This is a genomic window from Risungbinella massiliensis, from assembly GCF_000942395.1.
Classification (GTDB): Bacteria; Bacillota; Bacilli; order Thermoactinomycetales; family Thermoactinomycetaceae; genus Risungbinella; species Risungbinella massiliensis.
Genome location: NZ_LN812102.1, coordinates 334,392 through 355,227, shown reverse-complemented (window position 1 = coordinate 355,227; position 20,836 = coordinate 334,392). Strand labels below are relative to the sequence as shown.

24 protein-coding genes, 2 pseudogenes and 1 other annotated feature are annotated in these 20,836 nt (G+C 39.7%); of the genes and pseudogenes, 18 read left to right on the top strand and 8 right to left on the bottom strand.

The features are described 5' to 3' along the window. Window positions 1-143 precede the first annotated feature (143 nt). On the bottom strand, window positions 144-695 hold the full coding sequence (locus tag VJ09_RS02220; protein WP_044640061.1) for a helix-turn-helix domain-containing protein: 552 nt from the start codon (window positions 693-695) through the stop codon (window positions 144-146). 143 nt (window positions 696-838) lie between these two features. Between VJ09_RS02220 and VJ09_RS02215 the strand changes: the two genes are divergently transcribed. From VJ09_RS02215 to VJ09_RS02195, 8 genes and pseudogenes are all read left to right on the top strand, one after another. Further along, window positions 839-1,243 carry a DoxX family protein gene (locus VJ09_RS02215; RefSeq protein WP_044640060.1) on the top strand — a complete coding sequence of 135 codons (405 nt, stop codon included), beginning with the start codon at window positions 839-841 and terminating at the stop codon, window positions 1,241-1,243. 82 nt (window positions 1,244-1,325) lie between these two features. Continuing rightward, window positions 1,326-2,015 (top strand) — a sequence feature (16S ribosomal RNA rRNA prediction is too short). A 384-nt stretch (window positions 2,016-2,399) separates the two neighbouring features. Beyond that, entirely contained in the window at window positions 2,400-2,792 is a 393-nt protein-coding gene (locus VJ09_RS02210; RefSeq protein ID WP_044640059.1) for a hypothetical protein, read from the top strand. A gap of 327 nt (window positions 2,793-3,119) precedes the next feature. Beyond that, window positions 3,120-3,269, top strand: a pseudogene (locus VJ09_RS19100) (DUF6886 family protein); the annotation flags it as partial. 8 nt (window positions 3,270-3,277) lie between these two features. Next, window positions 3,278-3,412, top strand: coding sequence for a hypothetical protein (locus tag VJ09_RS18935; protein WP_267904251.1), 135 nt, complete (start codon window positions 3,278-3,280; stop codon window positions 3,410-3,412). 15 nt (window positions 3,413-3,427) lie between these two features. After that, window positions 3,428-3,544, top strand: a pseudogene (locus tag VJ09_RS19095) (hypothetical protein); the annotation flags it as partial. Next, the gene (locus VJ09_RS02205; protein ID WP_052807173.1) at window positions 3,541-4,110 is read left to right on the top strand and encodes a ribonuclease FAU-1 family protein; all 570 of its coding nucleotides are present in this window, start codon (window positions 3,541-3,543) and stop codon (window positions 4,108-4,110) included. The pseudogene VJ09_RS19095 and the gene VJ09_RS02205, both read left to right, overlap by 4 nt. A 107-nt stretch (window positions 4,111-4,217) precedes the next feature. Continuing rightward, complete coding sequence (locus VJ09_RS02200; protein WP_044641526.1) at window positions 4,218-5,636, top strand: FAD-binding oxidoreductase; 1,419 nt, start codon at window positions 4,218-4,220, stop codon at window positions 5,634-5,636. Beyond that, window positions 5,621-7,021, top strand: coding sequence for a (Fe-S)-binding protein (locus tag VJ09_RS02195; RefSeq protein WP_052807172.1), 1,401 nt, complete (start codon window positions 5,621-5,623; stop codon window positions 7,019-7,021). The genes VJ09_RS02200 and VJ09_RS02195 overlap by 16 nt, the downstream gene beginning before the upstream one ends. 55 nt (window positions 7,022-7,076) lie before the next feature. Here the strand turns inward: VJ09_RS02195 and VJ09_RS02190 are convergent, their stop codons facing one another. After that, entirely contained in the window at window positions 7,077-7,559 is a 483-nt protein-coding gene (locus VJ09_RS02190) for an acyl-CoA thioesterase (protein ID WP_044640058.1), read from the bottom strand. A 131-nt stretch (window positions 7,560-7,690) separates the two neighbouring features. Here VJ09_RS02190 and VJ09_RS02185 point away from each other — a divergent pair, with 131 nt between their 5' ends. Further along, complete coding sequence (locus VJ09_RS02185) at window positions 7,691-8,143, top strand: GNAT family N-acetyltransferase (protein WP_044640057.1); 453 nt, start codon at window positions 7,691-7,693, stop codon at window positions 8,141-8,143. Window positions 8,144-8,187: 44 nt separating this feature from the next. Here the strand turns inward: VJ09_RS02185 and VJ09_RS02180 are convergent, their stop codons facing one another. Next, the gene (locus tag VJ09_RS02180; protein WP_044640056.1) at window positions 8,188-9,159 is read right to left on the bottom strand and encodes a S66 family peptidase; all 972 of its coding nucleotides are present in this window, start codon (window positions 9,157-9,159) and stop codon (window positions 8,188-8,190) included. Between the two features lie 130 nt (window positions 9,160-9,289). On the opposite strand from VJ09_RS02180, the gene VJ09_RS02175 reads away from it, so the two are divergent. The 4 genes from VJ09_RS02175 to VJ09_RS02160 all read left to right on the top strand — a co-directional run bounded on the left by VJ09_RS02175 (window position 9,290) and on the right by VJ09_RS02160 (window position 12,058). Further along, window positions 9,290-10,210, top strand: coding sequence for an alpha/beta hydrolase (locus VJ09_RS02175; protein WP_044640055.1), 921 nt, complete (start codon window positions 9,290-9,292; stop codon window positions 10,208-10,210). A gap of 69 nt (window positions 10,211-10,279) precedes the next feature. Beyond that, on the top strand, window positions 10,280-10,471 hold the full coding sequence (locus VJ09_RS02170) for a hypothetical protein (protein ID WP_044640054.1): 192 nt from the start codon (window positions 10,280-10,282) through the stop codon (window positions 10,469-10,471). 160 nt (window positions 10,472-10,631) lie between these two features. After that, on the top strand, window positions 10,632-11,477 hold the full coding sequence (ablB, locus tag VJ09_RS02165) for a putative beta-lysine N-acetyltransferase (protein ID WP_044640053.1): 846 nt from the start codon (window positions 10,632-10,634) through the stop codon (window positions 11,475-11,477). A gap of 305 nt (window positions 11,478-11,782) precedes the next feature. Continuing rightward, a complete protein-coding gene (locus VJ09_RS02160; RefSeq protein ID WP_230199077.1) occupies window positions 11,783-12,058 on the top strand; it encodes a hypothetical protein in 276 nt (91 codons plus the stop codon). A 96-nt stretch (window positions 12,059-12,154) separates the two neighbouring features. Here the strand turns inward: VJ09_RS02160 and VJ09_RS02155 are convergent, their stop codons facing one another. The 4 genes from VJ09_RS02155 to VJ09_RS02140 all read right to left on the bottom strand — a co-directional run bounded on the left by VJ09_RS02155 (window position 12,155) and on the right by VJ09_RS02140 (window position 16,844). Then, entirely contained in the window at window positions 12,155-12,958 is an 804-nt protein-coding gene (locus tag VJ09_RS02155) for a hypothetical protein (RefSeq protein ID WP_044640052.1), read from the bottom strand. A 351-nt stretch (window positions 12,959-13,309) separates the two neighbouring features. After that, window positions 13,310-15,169: a PTS fructose transporter subunit IIABC gene (locus VJ09_RS02150; protein WP_044640051.1), complete on the bottom strand. Its 1,860-nt coding sequence runs from the start codon at window positions 15,167-15,169 to the stop codon at window positions 13,310-13,312. Then, window positions 15,166-16,095 carry a 1-phosphofructokinase gene (gene pfkB, locus VJ09_RS02145; RefSeq protein WP_044640050.1) on the bottom strand — a complete coding sequence of 310 codons (930 nt, stop codon included), beginning with the start codon at window positions 16,093-16,095 and terminating at the stop codon, window positions 15,166-15,168. Before pfkB ends, VJ09_RS02150 begins: the two co-directional genes overlap by 4 nt. After that, a complete protein-coding gene (locus tag VJ09_RS02140; RefSeq protein ID WP_044640049.1) occupies window positions 16,092-16,844 on the bottom strand; it encodes a DeoR/GlpR family DNA-binding transcription regulator in 753 nt (250 codons plus the stop codon). Before VJ09_RS02140 ends, pfkB begins: the two co-directional genes overlap by 4 nt. A gap of 210 nt (window positions 16,845-17,054) precedes the next feature. Between VJ09_RS02140 and VJ09_RS02135 the strand changes: the two genes are divergently transcribed. The 5 genes from VJ09_RS02135 to VJ09_RS02115 all read left to right on the top strand — a co-directional run bounded on the left by VJ09_RS02135 (window position 17,055) and on the right by VJ09_RS02115 (window position 20,447). Continuing rightward, window positions 17,055-17,231, top strand: a complete 177-nt coding sequence (locus VJ09_RS02135; RefSeq protein ID WP_044640048.1) for a hypothetical protein — start codon at window positions 17,055-17,057, stop codon at window positions 17,229-17,231. A 199-nt stretch (window positions 17,232-17,430) separates the two neighbouring features. Further along, on the top strand, window positions 17,431-17,901 hold the full coding sequence (locus VJ09_RS02130) for an SRPBCC family protein (RefSeq protein ID WP_044640047.1): 471 nt from the start codon (window positions 17,431-17,433) through the stop codon (window positions 17,899-17,901). Between the two features lie 109 nt (window positions 17,902-18,010). Continuing rightward, the gene (locus tag VJ09_RS02125) at window positions 18,011-18,406 is read left to right on the top strand and encodes a VOC family protein (RefSeq protein ID WP_044640046.1); all 396 of its coding nucleotides are present in this window, start codon (window positions 18,011-18,013) and stop codon (window positions 18,404-18,406) included. A gap of 245 nt (window positions 18,407-18,651) precedes the next feature. Further along, on the top strand, window positions 18,652-19,266 hold the full coding sequence (locus VJ09_RS02120; protein WP_044640045.1) for a hypothetical protein: 615 nt from the start codon (window positions 18,652-18,654) through the stop codon (window positions 19,264-19,266). Window positions 19,267-19,535: 269 nt separating this feature from the next. Continuing rightward, window positions 19,536-20,447, top strand: a complete 912-nt coding sequence (locus tag VJ09_RS02115) for an ATP-dependent DNA ligase (RefSeq protein WP_044640044.1) — start codon at window positions 19,536-19,538, stop codon at window positions 20,445-20,447. Window positions 20,448-20,492: 45 nt separating this feature from the next. Here the strand turns inward: VJ09_RS02115 and VJ09_RS02110 are convergent, their stop codons facing one another. After that, window positions 20,493-20,711 (bottom strand): hypothetical protein, encoded by a 219-nt coding sequence (locus VJ09_RS02110; RefSeq protein WP_044640043.1) that lies wholly within the window; start codon window positions 20,709-20,711, stop codon window positions 20,493-20,495. Window positions 20,712-20,836: the final 125 nt, after the last annotated feature.

Below are 20,836 nucleotides of genomic sequence, written 5' to 3'. Positions count from 1 at the left end.
TTCTGTAACCTAGGTAGGTTTTTTGAGTATTAGAAAAAGGATATTCATGTAAGAAAACATAATCTTAATAATATCCAATTAGTTCCATATTACTAATAACAAAGATGCAATTATAAACAACGGGACGAAAACAAGAAACACATCTATGAAAATACATCTCCGAAATGCCCTTCCGTATATACCGCAATAAGAAGACGACCTGTTTCGTCTCCAATATTGCGTACCATATGAGGTACCGAAGCATTCCATGTGAATGAATCTCCAACCTCCACAATGGCGGTATCAACTCCTTGTTGAATCTCTAGTTTGCCACTAAGAACCAAATGGCTTTCTCTACCTTGATGAGCATGAGGGACGTCGCCTGAAGATCCACCGACGGGAATGTCTACAATGATGACACGTAAAGGACCTTTTGTTGTAAGTTGTTCGATCTTATTTTGATTTGTTCCAGAGTAAGTGATCGTTCGTTTGTCTTTTCTCACTATTTCCATCCGTTCGCATTCATCTAATAAAAAATAGGATAAAGGTACATTTAAATAAACCGCAATGGTGTGCAAAGTACTAAGTGATGGAGAAGTTTTGTTATTTTCAATCTGACTCATAAAACCTTTAGACAAACCAGTTGCTTGGCAAAGCTCTGCGATGGTAATTCTTTTTTGCTTACGTATGTCGCGAATGACATGTCCTACATTCATTTTTTCGATCCCCCTGTAGTTTAAGCAATATCAAACATTGTAACATATAAGTGAAATTTTTCTTGACTTCCGATTGGGAAGGTACTATATTAATGTAAGTAATAATTGTTTCTTATAACAAAACTTTGAGAGGGGATATCATAATGTATCAATGGGGAATTACCTTTATTCGAGCTATAACAGGATTCATTTTCTTGATGCATGGTATAGCAAAACTGCAAATGGGAGTTGACAACGTATCTGCTTGGTTCGGCAGTATTGGGTTACCAACATCTTTGGCTTATCTTGTGATTTTAATCGAAGTGTTAGGTGGAATAGCCCTAATTGTAGGATTAGGTTCTCGATATGTAGCTATTTTCATGATTCTCACGATGATTGGAGCGATTTTTAGTGTTAAGTTGTCAGCAGGATTAATGGGTGATGGAAAGGGTGCTGGGTATGAACTAGACCTTGCTTTAATCGCGCTCAATCTATTATTTGTTCTAAAACCTTATGAAGGTGTTGGAATCGATTCATATTTACAGAAGGGAAGAAATCAAAACAATTAAAATTAAGACATAAATCAAGGGATACTTATGATCGGGTATTCCTTGATTGTTTTCCTCTTTATTTTATTAAAAAAGTGTTGACTCTATTAACCTAGCATGATATATTATTTCTTGTCGCCGCGACAAGGCGGCACGAAACNACTCAAAGGAATTGACGGGGGCCCGCACAAGCGGTGGAGCATGTGGTTTAATTCGAAGCAACGCGAAGAACCTTACCAAGGCTTGACATCCCGTTGACCGGGGTAGAGATACCCCTTCCCTTCGGGGCAACGGTGACAGGTGGTGCATGGTTGTCGTCAGCTCGTGTCGTGAGATGTTGGGTTCAGTCCCGCAACGAGCGCAACCCTTATCGTTAGTTGCCAGCATTTAGTTGGGCACTCTAACGAGACAGCCGGTGAAAGCCGGAGGAAGGTGGGGATGACGTCAAATCATCATGCCCCTTATGTCTTGGGCTACACACGTGCTACAATGGCCAGTACAAAGGGTTGCGAACCCGCGAGGGGGAGCTAATCTCATAAAGCTGGTCTCAGTTCGGATCGTAGGCTGCAACTCGCCTACGTGAAGCTGGAATCGCTAGTAATCGCGGATCAGCATGCCGCGGTGAATCCGTTCCCGGGCCTTGTACACACCGCCCGTCACACCACGAGAGTTTGTCACACCCGAAGTCGGTGAGAGAACCTTACGGACTCAGCCGCCGAAGGTGGGGCAGATGATTGGGGTGAAGTCGTAACAAGGTATCCCTACCGGAAGGTGGGGATGGATCACCTCCTTTCTATGGAGTATCTTTCATGATACAAATTCGAATGTCTTACCCGGCTATGTTACTCTCACCTTTCGTTTTCAGAGAATATGATGCACCCCACTGCTATTTAGCAGTGGGGTTTTTTAGTTAGAACTCATCTAGCCTATTAACGAGAGAATCATGCTAAAATTACATTATGTAAAAATCATCATGCCCGTAATCTAGATGTAGCTTATTATTCACAGAAGGTGAAATGCCTCTATAGAGTTTGGAACAATATCTAGATCTCTTTCATCGTTATCATTAATTGACAAGTTTTATAAGTTGTTATATTGTGAAATTGCATAATAGTATGTCTATATGTACTGTAAAATATCCTCTAATTCAAAAATGGATAGAAAGGAAAAGATCCACATGAAAAAAATTGTAATCGGTTTCATAGTGTTTTTATTTGCATTTAGTCTATCTACAAATGTAGCTATGGCGAAAACCTTCACTAAAGGAAAAGAAATCGTGACGTCTGTACATGATACAGATGCTTTCTTTGTAAAAGCAGGGGAAATTACTTTTGATAATGATAACTTAACCGATTTTGAATGGATTGATATCCGGATTGAGCTCTATTCTGCAGATAGAACGTTAGTTGAAACCAGAGTAGGCAACGTATATAATTTTGAATCTCATGCTTCGTCACCTTATACAGTTCCAACAGATGGTTACTATTATTTTCATTTAGTGAATGATACACCTGGTAGCCAGTGGTTTGTTAATTATAAAGTCCATGATAAAGGTCCGGACTGGGAATAGTCTTATAAACAATGGGTAAGAAAAAAGACACTCTCTTTCTTAAAAGGGAGTGTCTTTTTTATGGAGTAATACTACTGATCGAGGATGACTCTATTTGAAATGGTAGATAGTTTCCATTATTTTTTTAAAGTTAGAATAGTAATATAACGACTTTGCTTAGCAACTAAAGAGATGTATGGAGAGACCTGAAGGTGCTAGAATGAAATTAATAAGAAAGAAGGGAATCAAGTGAGCGAATTTTATCATGTTAGCGATAATCCAAACATTTCTATTTTTCACCCCCATATACCTGTGACCCAGCCATCCTAGCCTCCGTATGTTTGGGCAATACACCGCAATAAGCTACCATTATATTATTTTCCTCGTGATTGTCCGAGAGTTGCTTATTGGATCAGACATGATAAAACGTTTGTAGATCAAGAAAGGTATGGGATAACAGCAGATCAGAAGATGATTGTGTACATTGAAAAGAGTTGGATAGAGAAGTGGAGATCAGCCGTTTTGCATTGTTTGAGCTTCCATCTGGCTCGTTTCGTTGTATCAATAATAATGTAGGTTATTATGTATCGGAAGAATCAGTAATACCACGAAAACAGTTTGTGTTGGAGGATCTAGAGTAATTATTATTACAATCCCATGTAGAAGTTCGATTTAGTAACTCTTTGCGTGATTTATGTAGAAAGGTTCAGCATACATCGCTTGCTTGGTCTTGTATCCGGTTACGAAATGCACGAAAGGTGGAGAACGAATGAAAAGAAAAAGATCCGATCGCCTCGATTGGAAGCGAGTTCCAGTGCGTAAATATTATCAAGAGGAAGTGAGAGATGGAAATCATCCTGGAATTGTACATTATTTTTACATGAAAGAGATTAAAACGCCCCTAATGGATGCGTTTTTCTCTCAACCTACTCCTGTTGCAGATCAAGGATTTTTGTATATACAATACTTCCCATTTGGCGAACAGCATACCGTTACCACTATGTTCAGCGACTCAGGTGAAATAGTACAACAATATATAGATATCGTTCATTCTCATGGGCAAGATCCGGATGGGGTGCCGTGGTATTTGGACCTTTACTTGGATATTGTCATGTTACCTACAGGAGAGTATCGTTTAGTAGACGAAGATGAATTGCAAGAGGCTTGGCAACAAAAAATGGTAACCAGTGAGCAAGTAAAGATGGCTTATGATGAGGCGAAGCGACTAATAAAAAATCTCTCCTCTCGTCAAAAAGATTGGATCACTTGGGCAAAAACCTGTTACAAGACATGGGAAAAGGTAGAATCTAGGTTGTTGTCTCATCAGATAGAAGTCTAATAGCAAACCTTAATCATTAAAAACTCTTAATAATATGACTAGTTGATCCTGTTAATATAAAAGTATTAACATGTTGAATGGGAAAGAGAAATAGAAAGGGGAGTTGTCTGTTGAATCAAGAAGCAATTTCCTCGTTAAAGTCACTCCTTGCAGATCGTTTTGCGATGGATAATCAAACCTTGATCGTGCATTCTTATGATGCAACCCCAATGTATCAAGCAGTTCCAGATGGTGTTGTATATCCTTTCACCACTCAAGAAGTACAAGAAATCATGCGTATTGCAACTAAACATCAAATCCCCATTGTAAGTCGTGGATCAGGTAGCAATCTAGCAGCATCTACTGTTCCAGTTCAAGGTGGAATTGTGATGAATATGACTCGAATGAACTGTTTGTTGGAGATTGATGAAGATAATCTAACTGCTACCGTACAACCAGGCCTGGTGACCAAACAGTTTATCGAGGCAGTGGAAGCAAAAGGACTTTTTTATCCTCCAGATCCAGGTAGTATGGTAGTCTCTACACTTGGTGGAAATATCGCCCAGTGTGCAGGTGGTCTCCACGGATTAAAGTATGGGACAACCAAAGATTATGTACTAGGTCTAGAAGCGGTGTTGCCAAATGGAGAAGTCATACGAACAGGCGGGAAGTTAACCAAAGATGTTGCAGGATATGATCTTACAAAGCTTCTAGTGGGTTCGGAGGGGACGCTTGCGATTATCACTGAGGCAACTTTGAAACTACTTCCTAAGCCTGAGATGCGACGAGTCATGGTCGCACATTTTGATGAGATCGATGCAGCCGCACAAACGGTTTCCGAGATCATTAAAAACCGGATTATCCCTTGTACGTTAGAGTTTTTGGATCAAGGAACGATGGAGGTAGTGGAAGATTTTGTAAAGATTGGGCTTCCCAAAGAGAAGGAAGCGATTTTACTGATGCAACAAGATGGTCCGGATGAATTAGTGAATCAAGATATCGAGAAGATGGCGGAAATTTGTCGTCGGATGGGGGCTGCTCATGTCCAAATCGCCCAATCTGATGAAGAAGGTACTCAACTTTTGACCGCTAGACGATTTGCATTGTCCGCACTAGCACGTTCTATGCCGACCACCATCCTAGAAGATGCGACAGTTCCTCGTGCTGCGATCGCTCCGATGGTTCGGCGTGTTCGCGAAATCGCCCAAAAATATCAGCTTCGTATTTGTACCTTTGGTCATGCTGGGGATGGAAATCTTCATCCAACTTGCATGACTGATGCTCGAAATGAAGAAGAGATTCAACGTGTGGAGAAGGCATTTGAGGAGATTTTTGAAGCAGCCTTGGAGTTAGGGGGGACGATTACGGGTGAACATGGAGTTGGTATGGCAAAAGCTCCTTACTTAGAGTGGAAAGTAGGAGCAGCAGGAATGGAAGTCTTGCGAGGGATCAAAAAGGCATTCGATCCAGATAACCTCTTGAATCCAGATAAAATGTTTGCTAAAGAGACGCGTCCTAGGGTGGTGGTCACATGTCCCAAACCGTAGATCAACGCAAATGGGTAACACTACCTGATGATTCCAAAATTCCTGAATTCGAAAAAGACCTGACTTCTATGATGAAGTTGACACTAGACTCTGACCAACTAACAAACTGTATGCGGTGTGGATTCTGTCTTCCTGCTTGTCCTACTTACCGTGAAACAGGACTAGAGGCAGCTTCCCCACGTGGACGGATCGCATTAATGAAAGCGGTTCAAGATGGTCTCATGTCTCCTGATGAGGCTTTTCGGGATCAGATGGATCTTTGCCTTGGTTGTAGAGCATGTGAACCAGCTTGTCCAGCAGGGGTTACTTATGGAAGACTTTTGGAACAAACACGTGCATCCATTACGGAGCATAAGCCGAAATCTTTGATAGAAAAAACGTTGCGTCGAGTACTGCTTAAGGAGCTGATTCCTAGTCCGAAAAAACTCCGTAATAGTATGCGACTCGTTTCGTTTTATCAAAAATCGGGACTCCAAAAAGTAGCACGAACACTAAAATTAACCGCTGTTTTTCCAGAACATATGAGTCAAATGGAGAAAATTCTTCCTAAGATTGATACCAAAGGTTCCTACGCTCAAACCGGTTTCTCCATTAAACCGAAAGGAAAACCGATCGCCAGAGTGGGGATGTTTCGGGGCTGTATCATGGATGTGATGTTTACCGAGACCAATATAAGTACGGTTCATCTCCTTGTGGCAGCTGGTTATGAAGTTGTTTTTCCAGATAGTCAAAACTGTTGTGGAGCGATGCATGCTCATACAGGCGAAGAGAAGATCGCCCAAGATTTGGCTAGACAAAATATCCGAGTATTTCGGGAAGCAGAAGTAGATTATATTGTTTCCAATGCGGGTGGTTGTGGAGCCCAATTAATAGAATACCCTCATATGTTAAAAGAGGATATAGAGTATTCAGAGGATGCCAAGTGGTTCCAACAATGCGTGAAAGATGTAAGTGAGCTAGTAATCGAGCGGATGGATCAGTTGCCTCTCAAGTTGAAAAAGCCTGTTCGTATTTCCTATCAAGACTCTTGTCATTTGCGAAATGGAATGAAGGTTACGTTAGAACCGAGAAAAATATTGCGTTCTATTCCTAATGCAGATTATGTAGAACTATTCGAAGCTGATCGTTGTTGTGGATCTGCTGGAACCTATAGTCTTGTTCAACCAGAGATGTCTATGCAAATACTTGATCACAAAATGGAACATGTCCAACAGACTAAAGCAGATGTATTAGTAACAAGTAATCCAGGTTGTCTCTTACAGATGAAACTTGGGATTGAACGTGCTGGTCTGAGTGAACAGATGCGAGCGGTCCATTTAATTGACTTTTTAATGGAAGCGCTTGATTTGGAAACAGTAGAGTCTGTGATCAATGGAAATGAATAATATAAATTGGACCCGCTCTTGTGTTGATGATGAATAGCGGGTCTTTTTATCTTCATTATAAAAATCGTCCCTTTTGTGCTTTCCGCTCTTTTCGGAGTTCATACGCTAGCTTTTGCCACTCTACTTCTTCCTCTGTTTCAGGTAAAACAGGAGGTACTTCTGCTGGTCTACCATGTTCATCTATCGCCACCATTGTCAGCATCGAACGAGTGGTCAATTTCTTTTCACCAGTTATTTTATCTTCTGAATGAACGCTGACTTTGACTTCCATGGAGGTTTTCCCTGTCCAAACTACATAAGCTTCGAGGGTCAATATATCACCGACATAGCTAGGATTGAGGAAATGAATATAATCTAAAGAAGCAGTCACGGTAGGGAATCCGCAGTGACGAGTAGAGCAAATCGCAGCAGCTTCATCGATTAGCGCCATAACCCGTCCACCGAAAAGAGTATCATGTTGATTAGTATCAGGCGGTTTGACCATTTCGGTTTTGATTGTTTTGGAGTGTTGAATCGTTTTGGGTTGGAAGTGGTTCATGGATCAGACTCCTTTTGAATGAGACTGTTCCTATTTTAAGCAAAAGGATAAATATCGATTCTTCGGACTTATAGGAGACGAAGCAATCAAAGAACTCCATTTTAAGATAGCTAAGAAAGGGAGAGGGAATATTGCGAATTTATAGAGCATTACCTAATGATGCAGCTACTTTAACACACCTTGCTTTTCGTTCAAAGTCACATTGGGGCTATAGTATGCAGTTTATGGAGCAATGTAGTGAAGCTTTGACCATAACACCAGAAGTGATTCGAGATCATATTATTTATTTGGGAGTTACCTCAGATGAACAGTTTATCGGTTTTTATGGCTTGGATAACAATCCAACTCGTGCTTTACTGACAGATTTGTTTGTAGATCCTACATACATAGGAAAGGGGTATGGCAAACAGCTCTGGGACCACATGACAAAGATGGCACAAGATTTGGGTATTCTGGAGATAGAAATAGAGAGTGACCCATTTGCGAAGTCGTTTTATCTACGTATGGGGGCTAAATACAAGGAAGAAGTGCCATCCCAGTCTATTATGGGTAGAACGCTACCTTTATTGAGTTATTCCCTATAGATAATCGGAACTATCCCTAGAAAGCTAGACTAGGGATAGTTTGGTTATATAATTTCCAAATAAATTTTCCTATTTTCTGCATGAAGCTTGACTTGCCCCCCAATTGGAAAAGTAAATATGGGAGTGGTATGGCCAAAATCTAAATCTGCCACAATGGGAATACCACATAACTCCAGCTTGGTTTGTATAATATACGCTAATTTTTCTCGCGTCATTTGCGATTCTTTTTGAAAACGACCGATCACGATTCCTCGTACTTCGTTAAAGTCTGGTTGCTGCAAGAGAGATTGAAGGTCACGATCCCAAATCTCTGGAAAAACCAAGCTATCGTCCTCAAGGAACAAGATACTGTCTCGTAGTGACGGCATGAAAGGTGTACCTTGTAATAGATTTAGAGTACAAAGGTTACCTCCAATAATGGTTCCTTCTGCTTTCCCCTCTTGAAGTATGTGCCAACCTTGATTGGGATAAAAGGTACGTTGCTCTTGTTCGCGATACCAAGGATCATCACTCCAAAAATCAGCAGGGGTGATAGTAATCGGTTCTGTGCTGGTTAGACATTTTTGAAAGAACTCTAGAGTATAGTCCAATCCTTTTTTCATCGCAAAGGTAGAAAAGTGTGGACCAGAGTAGGTGATAAGTCCAGTTTTAGCATAGATGGCGTTGGATAAAGCGGTAATATCGGAATAACCACATAGAATTTTGGGATTTTGCCGGATTAAATCATAATCGAGATAAGGGAGTAATTGATTGCAATTATATCCCCCTATGACTGTTAAGATTGCTTGGACATCAGGATCTCTAAACGCATCATGAAGATCTTCTATTCGAGAGGCAATTGAGGAGGAAGTCATCATATCACTCTCCATCACATGTTTCCCGAATGTGACATTGAATCCGAAAGACTCTAAGACGTCAATCGCTCGTGATCTGTTCTCTTCCTCCATAATAGATAGACTTCGAGATGGAGCGACTACACGAATCTGATCACCTATCTGAAGTTTTTTTGGGATCAATTTAGTTCCCCCTTTTTTCAAAAGGAATAATATGAATAATTATTATACCGTATTCAAAATGTTCTAGTTGTAGATTGGAATAGTTGCTGAAGGAGAAGATACCTTAAAGATAATGAATGAGAGGTGGACTATGCTTAGTTTTCGTGGGCGACTTATCAAACGAGCTTTAAAAGCGTCGGTAACCTTATGGAAAAAGCGAACCCCTCGTAATATCAAATTATATCGAACGAAACTGGACCAAATGGCGAAACGGATTCCCGTTACACGCGATGTGGAAATGCAATCCGTCTCGATCAATGGGAAAAATGCGGAATGGCTTATCCCATCATCGAATGCAGAGCAGAAACAATCTACTATTTTGTATCTTCACGGTGGAGCCTATATAACAGGTTCGGTTTTCACACATCGTGCTTTGTGTGCCACTATTACCAAGAAAACAGATAGGCGTTTGTTGTTTCTGGAATATCGTTTGGCACCAGAACATCCTTTTCCTGCAGCTTTAGAAGATGCAGTCGATGCATACCAGTGGCTACTTAATCAAGGAATTCCATCAAAACAGATTGCTCTTGCTGGCGATTCTGCAGGGGGAGGTCTTTGTATTTCGACTGCTTTGATGTTACGAGACCGGCAGATCCCATTACCAGCTTCTATAGCATGTATCTCGCCTTGGGTGGATTTACTGCATTCTGGAGCTTCTCATCAAAACAACGCAAGACTAGATCCATTGTTGATAACAGATGATGCCAAAGAAGCAGCCCTACAGTATACCGACCCGTCCAATCTTCGCAATCCATATGTTTCCCCTATTTATGCAGATCTGCAAGGTCTTCCACCTGTACTCATTCAGGTAGGAAGTGATGAAATTCTCCTTGATGATGCAGTAACATTAGCAAAAAAAATAGAGCAAGCTAAAGGAGATGTGCAACTTCGAATTTGGCAGGGGATGTGGCATGTCTGGCATATCACAGGTGGGGTATTACCAGAAGCAGGAAAAGCGGTTCTCGAGATACGCGATTTTCTCGATCAACATTGGGGCAAGCAGAACAAGTAGATATTGCTACCTATAATTCCAAAAGCAATTAACATACTACTAGAGTACCAACACAAAGGAGGTGTTCCAATGCAAAAAAATGCACGTGGATATAGCCAAGATGCTCAAAATGCATTGAATCAAGCAAAAAACAATTTGCAAAACGCTCTTAATACGGTGGAAAAACAAGAGAACAAGGCACTGATTGAGCAATCATTGTTATCGATCGCATCTGCTATGGAACATTGTGATATAGCCGTAAATAGCTTGGAACAAGAGTAGGAACAGATTTCTGATCTCTTTTCGGTCAATGAAAGGAGATCAGTTTTTTTATTGCTTTTTTGATGGGATGTTTCAAGTAATAGAGAGTGTATAGGGTATCAAGAATATTTTGTTACGTTATTGGGTATATGGATAGAGATAAGCTAAAGGAGGCGAATCCATGTCTAATCAATCACAAAAGAATCTTGAAATCGATCTACATAATAGCAGAGTAAAGATTATTAGCTATGTTTCTTCGGAGCTTGCTGACATGTTAACGGAAATGGAAGAGCTAGCTGAGGAACATGAACTTGGGAAATTGAGCATATATGCGAAAGAGGAAGACCAAAAGTTGCTAGAACAACGAGGTTTTCATCTAGAAGCAGTAATTCAGGGGTTTCACCAAGGGACTGATGCATACATATACACTCGTTTTCTAGAAGAATCTCGAGCTAATTTACAAAAGCAACAAGAGAAAGATAATATTGTAGATAAGGCTCTAAAACAAGAAGAATGGAAAAAGGCACCAAAGTTACCCCCTGGCTACCATTTGCGTCATGCTCAGGACGAAGATGCTGAAGAAATGAGTGCCCTTTATAAGAGAGTTTTTTCTACATATCCAACTCCGATATTTGATCCTGAGTTTATTCGTAAATGTATGCGTGATCATGTGTTTTTCACTATTGTGGAGACTGCAGATGGTAAGATTGTCAGCTCTGCTTCTGCGGATGTGTTTCCTGAAAAAAAAGCAGCGGAAATCACAGACTGTGCCACTGATCCAGACCATCGCGGCAAAGGGTTACTTAGTGCGATTATTTTTGATTTGGAGCAACGTATGGAGGAGGAAAACGTACCAAACTTATTTTCTCTTACTCGTGCGGTTTCGCCAGGGATGAATATTGCGATCTCTCGACATGGGTATGATTATGGTGGACGATTGATCCAGAATAGCCAGATTGCAGGAGATTTTGAGGATATGAATGTATGGGTAAAACAGTTAGATACTGAAGATGAGGCTCAGAAATAATATTTTTTATCTATTATAGCGGAGAATACTCCCACTTCTCAGCGTAGCGAAAGTGGGAGATGAATCTGCGTCGGGCGAGGAAGGTTTCTTTAGGGGTAGACATTTATTCCCCTAAAGAAAAATGTTTGAATAGTAGTATTTTGGTTATGAGTTTTAAGAGGAAAGTGGATCAGTTTCCTCCAGAAGACCAAACGTTATTTTTTAGAAGTTCAAGTCTAGGTAACGTCTATTCGAATGATGGAAAACTTTTAGTTTTATTCGAAACGAAACAGGAGTGATTAATGTCTTTTATGTGTAGGTACGCGATGTATGGACCTTATAAAGAACACTATGCTTGTTTTCAGTGTAGAAAATGCTTTCGCTATCATCAAGCTACATTATGTCCAGACTGTAGGAACCCTTTACATGCAATGGGCTTAGATTTTAAAGCCCCAAAACAAAAAGATATAGAGCAATGGAAAGTGATTGAGATTTTGTATAACTATGGAATTCGATTTCAGTCTTGTGGTTGTGGTGGTCCTGGATATCGACCGACTCGACTCAAAGAACTGCCTGCTTTTTTAGCAGTTAGAGGGTTGTAAGATCAAATAAATAAGGAAGATGGTAAAAAGGACTATAACAGAAGACCAACAGAGGTGGATTTTGTATAACCTCTACTGGTTTTCTGTTTTCGATAATTATTTTATATTATCGATTACGGTAATCTCATCAAACACAGGAACTTCAGGGTTAGGAGCGCGATGTTCAAAGCCAAATACAGCTAGTTGACCATTCGCTTTTTGAACAACTGCATATGGACAACAATTGTGAATAATTAATCCGCGGAGAGTGCCTTCTACACTATATGACATATGAAAGCCGCTATTCATATCATCATAATTATTTAAAGAATAGACCTCGACTTTATTCCCAACTTGGCAAGCATAGTGATGACCTGTTTTGCTTCTAATTTTATTTTGTGGAGCCAACTTGATTACACCAGAATCATATGCATCCACATTATTTTGATCATATGTACCGTCATCAAACTTTTCCCATAGATCACTAAAAACTTTGTATTCATCTTTTACTAGTGGATTTTTGACCGCAATAAGTGCATCTTCAAAGTTTGGACCTGCTCCATTATGAAGAATGAAGAGGTCTTGCAACTTTCCGATTTGCTTAGTACCTTTTGTATGATAAATGCGCTGTCCATTTTTATATACGACTACCCATGCTCCTTTTTGTACTGCTTGGTAGTTTTCTTCAGTTTCTACTTTTCTTTTGAATAGATTATTATGTATTTTTTTCACGATATTTGTTTCAGAGTGAATAGTTGATACTGGAGCATTACAAATTTCGGTACTTGTTAGTGCTTTTACTTGTTCTGATTTTGATTTTATTGAAACAGAGTGTATACTTGTAGCACTTACTGTTGTTGGAAGTACAAGCAGTGAGAACATTACAGTTGTAGCAAACGCCTTTTGTAGAAATCTTTGCATTCTATCTCCTCCTATCAAATCACATGAATAAAAATTTACTCTATTATCATAACTCAGCTTATGAATTATAATATTGTCATTTTTTCGAATTATTAAATTACAGAAGAATAGTATACAAGTCATAAGCTGTATGAATAAGTATGATTAACTTGAACATTTAGCCAGAATTTGATATTAAACATGGGGAGATGGGATTGCAGTTTTTAAATAGAGACCAAAATAGTGATAACAAGGGAAAATATAAAATTTTGGAATGGGTTTAGAACTCAAAATCAAAATGATTCTAAAGAAAAAAACCAACCCAGTTAAATCACTGAGTTGGTTTTTTTCTAATGACGATCTAAGTCTCCGTTATTTTGCTTTCTTAAGCGGTTTTTTCCATAATCCAAGAACTAGTGCGGTAATAATAGAACCGATTACGATAGAGGCAATGTATTGTAATGGGTGATTTACAAGCGGAATAACAAAGATCCCACCATGTGGTGCAGGCAACGTAACACCAAATGACATAACGAGTGCTCCACCGATTGCGGAACCAATGATACAACTGGTTATAACACGTAATGGATCCGCTGCTGCAAAAGGAATAGCACCTTCTGTAATAAAGGAAGCTCCCATAATATAATTTGTTAGACCCGATTTGCGTTCTTGATCAGTAAACTTACGTTTAAAAATAGTAGTGGCAAGTGCAATGCCAAGTGGTGGAATCATCCCGCCAGCCATGACCGCAGCATGGGGAGCTAGATTCCCTGCTTCAATCGCAGCAATTCCAAATGTAAAGGCTGCTTTGTTAATAGGACCACCAAGATCGACTGCCATCATTCCACCTAGAATTAATCCTAAGATCATCGCATTGGTTCCGCTTAAACCATTCAACCAGGCAATTAACCCCTCATTTATCGCTACGGCCGGACCATTGATTACGGTGATCATTAAAACACCAGTGATCAAGATACCAAAAACAGGGTAGAGAAGTACTGGTTTAATCCCTTCTAATTGCTGAGGTAAAACATGAAATACTTTTTTCAAGCCAACCATAATATATCCAGCCAAGAAACCTGCAATCAGACCACCTAAAAAGCCTGCTCCAGCATCGGCGGCGAGAAAACCTCCTACGATACCAGGTGCCAAACCAGGTCGATCCGCAATGCTCATAGCAATAAACCCAGCTAAAATAGGAACTAAGAAATGGAATGCACCATCGCCACCAATTGTCATCAATGTTTCGGCAATCGGTCCTTCAGCATCAATACCGCCAAAGGCAAAAGCGAGTGCGATTAAAATTCCACCACCGACAACAAACGGTAGCATGTTGCTAACACCATTCATCAGATGCTTATAGAATCCTGTACCTTGCTTAGGACTCTCTTTGTCTGTTTCGCCATTTCCAGTGAAACGAGGTGCATCTTGATTTCGTGCACGGTTGATTAGCTCTTCTGCTTTGCGAATTCCATGGGATACGGGGACTTGGAGTACGTGTTTGCCCTTAAAACGATTCATTTCTACCTGCTTGTCCGCTGCCACAATGATTGCAGTTGCACGTTCAATTTCCTCTTCGGTCAATTGATTTTTTACTCCTGTGGAACCATTTGTTTCAACTTTTAGGGTTACCCCCATTTCCTCTGCTTTGGCCTTTAGGGCATCCGCAGCCATATACGTATGGGCAATCCCAGTTGGACAAGCGGTAACAGCAAGAATCAGTTCTCCTGTTTGTGGTTCGTCTATGGTTGCTTTGTGCTGTTCTTCTTCATCCTCTATTTGTTCCTGCGCATTGATCAAAGCCAGGAATTCCTCTACGGTCTTCACTTGTTCTAATTTTTGGCGAAACCCTGAATCGAGCAACATCATGGAAAGAGCAGAGAGTGTTTCCAAGTGATCGTCATTGGCACTTTCACTAGCAGCAATCATAAAGAAAAAGTGAACTGGTTTGCCATCGAGAGCTTCATAGTCAATTCCTTGTTCGCTCTTGGCAAAACAGATAGATGGTGTTTTGACTGCTTTCGTTTTGGCATGAGGAATGGCGATCCCATCCCCAATTCCAGTGGTACCTGTACCTTCACGTGCCAAGATTGCTTCTTTAAATTCTTCCCGATCATGTAATCGATCTGCAGAAGCTAGTTGATCAACTAATTCATCGATCACTTCCGCTTTGGTTTTTGCCTTGAGATCCATAATAATCGTATCTTTTTTTAGTAAGTCTGTAATTCTCATATAATTTCTCCTCCTATCTTCTTAATCTCTACTTGCGGATATAGTTCTGCTATTTTCTCTTTTGATGCTAAGTCTGGTGAAAAGGCAGTAGCACTACCTGTTGCTATTCCAAAGCGGAATGCCTCGATTACATCATTTGTTTGTTGGAGTCGACCTATAAAACCAGCAACTACTGAATCTCCTGCGCCTACAGAGTTAACTACCTTACCTTGTGGGACGTTGGATTGATAGATGCCGTTTTGGGTAAATAGGAGTGCCCCTTTATCCGCCATGGAAACGATGAGATGGGCGACTCCTTTTTCTTGTAAGCGCTTTCCATATGGGATAATTTCTTCTATAGAATGAAAGGTTGTTTGAAATAGCTCCCCAAGTTCATGATGATTCGGCTTGATCAAAAAGGGACGATGATCGATCACTCGTTTCAATGCTTCACCACTTGTGTCGACCACCACACGGACACCGAGTTGTGTGTATGACAGCAAGAGTTCCTTATACAGTTCGACAGGTATCGTTTTAGGTATACTACCAGCAAGTACAAGTGTGTCCCCGCTTTTTAACTTCGTTAGTTTTTGCAGGAATTGCTCGTATTGATTTGGAGTAATGACTGGCCCTTGGCCGTTGATTTCGGTTTCACCTGCAAGTGATTTTAGCTTGAGGTTAATTCGCGAATCGCCCTCTACCTGGACAAAATCATGTGTGATGTTTTCGTTTGAAAGAGCATCCATAATAAATTGACCAGTAAATCCACCAATGAATCCAAGTGGAGTGGTATCTACACCAATTCTCTGTAAGATTCGAGAAACGTTAATTCCCTTACCACCAGGGAATTTTTGTTCTTTTTGCATCCGATTTAGTTTATTTAGTTGTAAATCTTCTACATGTACTATTAGATCGATAGATGGGTTTAGTGTGACAGTATAAATCATCCGTTTTCTACCTCAATTACAATGGTTTTCGTTCGATATGATTCCCGGTGTTCTTCTGGAAGATGATCTGTTATTAGATGTGATTCGTGGATCTCGGCAATTTTGCTAAAGGAGACCTCTGAAAATTTGCTGTGGTCCGCTACTACGTAAGCTTGACTAGACAATGAAAGTGCAGTTCGCTTGATAAGTGCTTCATCAGGATCAGGAGTAGTATATCCCAGCTCCAGATGAATTCCATTCGTGCCTAAAAAACACTTATCAAAACGGTACTGAAGTAAAGATTCTACTGCTTTACTTCCGACGATAGCTCTAGTGCTAGGCTTCATCATCCCCCCGAGAATATAGGAACGAATGTCTTGCTCCATTAGGATTTCTAAATGAGTGAGACCATTGGTTACTACCGTAATGTTTTTATTCGCAAGATGTGGAATCATTTCCAATGTGGTACTACCAGCATCAAGGAAGAGGCAGTCTCCTTGCTCGACGAGTGAAGCGGCAAAGATGGCAATCTCTCTTTTTTGCTGAAGGTTTTTGGAGGATTTCTCTTTAATACTAAGTTCGGTTCCTTTAGCATGAAGTAGAGTTGCTCCACCATGGACACGTTTGAGCAAGTTGTGTTTTTCTAGTTCAATCAGATCACGTCGTATGGTAGATTCCGAAGTTTCTAACACTTGAACGAGATCCTGCAGTTTGACGACTCCCTGTTTTTTTAATAACTCCAATATATGTTGATGTCGTTGTTGAGTAATCGTATTTACTCACCTCCGAATGGTGTATTTTTATAATACATGAATGAAAGCGTTTTATCAATCAATATAATTCATTTTCGTTCAAAAACGATCAAATTGATTGAAGTCACAAATGGTAAGCCAAACATAAGTTAAAAACAAAGGTATAACCTAACCATTAATTCAAAAGATAAGAAATGAATCTTAGTATATGACGGGGGGAATGTTTTGATGGCATACGTACGAGAAGGACTAATCCCTACAGTTTTAGGAACAGCTGTAACGTCTACAGGGATTGCAATACGTAATATGAGAAACATGAGACCGTTGATCGCTGGTTCGATTATTGGATTTGGTTTAGCTCATATCGTTTTAGGGGCTATCGATTTAATTGAACATCGACGCTAAGATTCATATAGGAAGAGCCTGAGGAGATGACCTCAGGCTACTTTTATGAAAGAACATAGCAGTTATTAAACCATAGCGTTGGTTATTGAATCACTTCAACTCATTGTATGGTTATCTTCATATTAAAGATGTAATGTTAGATGTTATTGGTTGGCGATCATTATATTAAATTGACTACTACGGAAGGGCGGAGAAATAAATGATATTGCCTATTACAATACCTGATATTTCATTAAGACCATTTCACTTAAAGGTCGAACGGATGATGGAATCATCACCAAGCGTACTATTTCAAGCTTGGACAAAGCAATTTGATCGTTGGTTTGCAGCGCCAGGAACCGTATTAATGGAGGGGGAAGTCAATACGGTCTTTTTCTTTGAGACGATCCACCAATTTGAGACCGATAGTGAGGTACAGCGTCATCCTCACTATGGACGATTCTTGAGACTAGAACGTAATCTCCTTGTGGAGATGACTTGGGTAACTGGGGAAGGGGGAACGATGGGGGCTGAGACAATTGTCACAGTGGAACTCGAATCTTCTGGGAAAGGTACGAAACTACGTCTTATCCATGCAGGTTTCCCAGATGTAAAGTCGAGAGATCAGCATAATGAGGCTTGGCCGTTTGTACTAGAGCATCTCGACAAGCAAATGATGGAAAGCGTATAACGAAGCTCGAATAGATAATATTCTCGACGATTTTGTTTGTTCTATTAAAGGAGGTTTCATGTGTAGTAAGAAAAAGTAAGATAAGAATTAACTTTAAGGAGAACTGATTATGAAAAAGGTCACCCCATTTCTAATGTTTCAAGGAAATGCTGAAGAAGCAATGAATTATTATACTTCTTTGATCGAAGGGTCAGAAATAACGAGTATAAATCGGTATGGAGTAAATGAAGTTGGAGATGAAGGAAGTGTTATGCAAGCAACATTTTCCTTAAAGGGACAAGAGTTTATGTGTATTGACAGTAATGTGAAGCATAAATTTACCTTTACGCCGTCCTTTTCAATCTTTTTAACATGTGATGGGGAAGAGGAGCTTGATCGATTATATGGGAAGTTATCTGATGGTGGTAAACTTTTAATGCCATTAGACGATTATGGATTTAGCAAAAAGTTTGCTTGGATTGAGGATAAGTTTGGTGTTTCATGGCAACTTAACCTTCCAAGTTAAATATTTTAACTACATGAAAGAAGCCATTTTGGATATATATTCAAAATGGCTTCTTTCATGAATTGTGACTTTTCTATTATGACTAGGAATAATCCACATTCGGGCCTACGATAATAGATAAAGGGTCTGAGTTTTTTTTATTTCGTGTTTACTAAACAAAAATTATTATGATCCACATTGCAATCTAGATGATTCGCAGGGGCTTAATATAATCAACTATAACAAGATATGAAGGAGTACCCAAGTTGGATATTGAAATCGGTTATATTCCCAAACATTATTTTAATTTAAATCCCGATTCGGGTGGTTACTTTCCATTTGCTATCGACGGGAATCCGCAATATGTCTTCTCAATGGACGGTTTTTATTTACCTGAAAGTGACGAGAATTTTTTACCTTTATGGATGGAACAAATAGAAGCATTTCCAATCTATTTTTGTTCTGAAATTCCTCTATATTGGAAAGAAGATTATGAGGAGTTATGTAATAAATCAAATATTGAATATAAATATCTTTTAACTAATCATAAATTGATCGTATCCGTTACTGACATCGAAAACATAAATCAATTACGAGAAATTTTACCTATTTTTTTGTCAATTGGTAGTAGTAATGATCTCGTCGTATGGTCAACACAAGATGTTTTTCGTGTTGAAAAACGTCCATGGCAAGGTATTTTGGAAGGTAAGATTAGGGATTCAGTAGTCGTAAAAATTGATAAAGATGTATGTGTCTTTTGGATAGGTTATGACGGAGATAGCATTGTTGTTCTTACGAACAATACTAAATTCTCTACCTATGAGAACATCTGTAATACCTTACCGGAAATTATTAAGCCTTTAGAATGTGGATATGAATAAACATACACAGAACTACTCCTCTTTTTGTTTGTAGTTTATTATTATAAATTTGTGCTACTACCATAAAGCTTCTTTTTTGTTAGTTAATTAGTTATAGTCGCACATTTAAAACAGGCTTCGATTTTTTTATATAGTTTCTTCTGAAACTGTTTTTTGAGTTTTCTTGTTAATTTGGTCTCGATTTTTTTATAAGAAGTCCTTAATACGTTCGTGTAATCCAAAAGACCCTGAGACAAACTAACGGTATCAAAACTAGGAGCGTGGAGTTTTTGTTACAGCCGTTTCGTCCGATGGAGCCAGTGTTAGCTGAAGCGATTCCTACCGGTAAGAACTTTCTCCACCAGATCAAATGGGACGGAGTACGTATAGTAGCGATGGTGGAGTCTGGTGAAGTCCGCTTGTACACACGACATCAAAAGCCCCGTGAGTCGATTTACCCTGAAATAACAAAAAATATCTCAAATAAGTTTGCTGAACAAACAATAGTATTAGATGGAGAAATGATCTCCTTTCATGAGAGGAAACCTGATTTTTTTCAAGTAGTAAAGCGTGATCGAATGCGCGACAGCCAAAAAATCATATCAGCACAAAATCGGATTCCTGTGACTTATATGGTATTTGATATTTTACATTGGCAGGGTCAATGGTTATGGGACAAACCACTTAGCAAACGTTTAGAGCTACTGGAACAAGTGATTATAACGGATGAACAAATTCAAATCACTCCATCAGCGGAAGATGGGCAGATGCTCTTTGACTGGACGAATGAACATGGCTGGGAAGGGATTGTAGCCAAGGAAAAGAACGGAATCTACACTCCGAACGAGAAGAATGTAACTTGGAAAAAGGTGAAGCATTTTCATGAGATCGACGCTACCATTTTGGGTGTTACCTTAAAAGGAGGAAAGGTTTACTCTCTTTTATTAGGAAAGCAAGAAGAGAATGATTTTTCTTACATTGGTCGTGTTTCATCAGGGCTTAGCCAGTCTGAGATCCAGCTCTTGACAAAGTATAGTAAAGAGTTGGCAGTGTCTCATCCCAAGCGGATTACTGGGTTACCCAAGTTTCGCGAGGAAGAGATACGCTGGTTTCCGCCAACGATGAAGGCGACCATCCGTTTTATGGAATGGTCACCAGACGGGCATTTGCGATCACCTTCTATTATTCGTTTTGGAATATAAGAAAAACCCGCCAAGAAGCGGGTTTAATGTAACAAGGTAAGGAGACTAGTAGCAAGGGTAGTAGTCATCATAATAGTCATTGTAGTAGTAGTCATCGTAGTAAGGATAGAATGGGCGGAATGGAATGATAAAAATAGGTCTTCTAAAACGTCTTCTTCTACGACGGCGTCGTCTACGATCGTAATACTGATTTGTTTCTGCTTCTTCCATTGGCTGAACTGGAATCGGTTGATCTACTTGGATTTTTACTTCACTTTTGTCCATGAACATTACCTCCTAGAAAAAATTACGGTATGGATAAATTGGACCATAGTAGAAGGGATAGATACGGAAAAAGGGAACACAAGGGGCATAAGGAGTAAAAATAGGCGGAGTGGATGTATGATAAG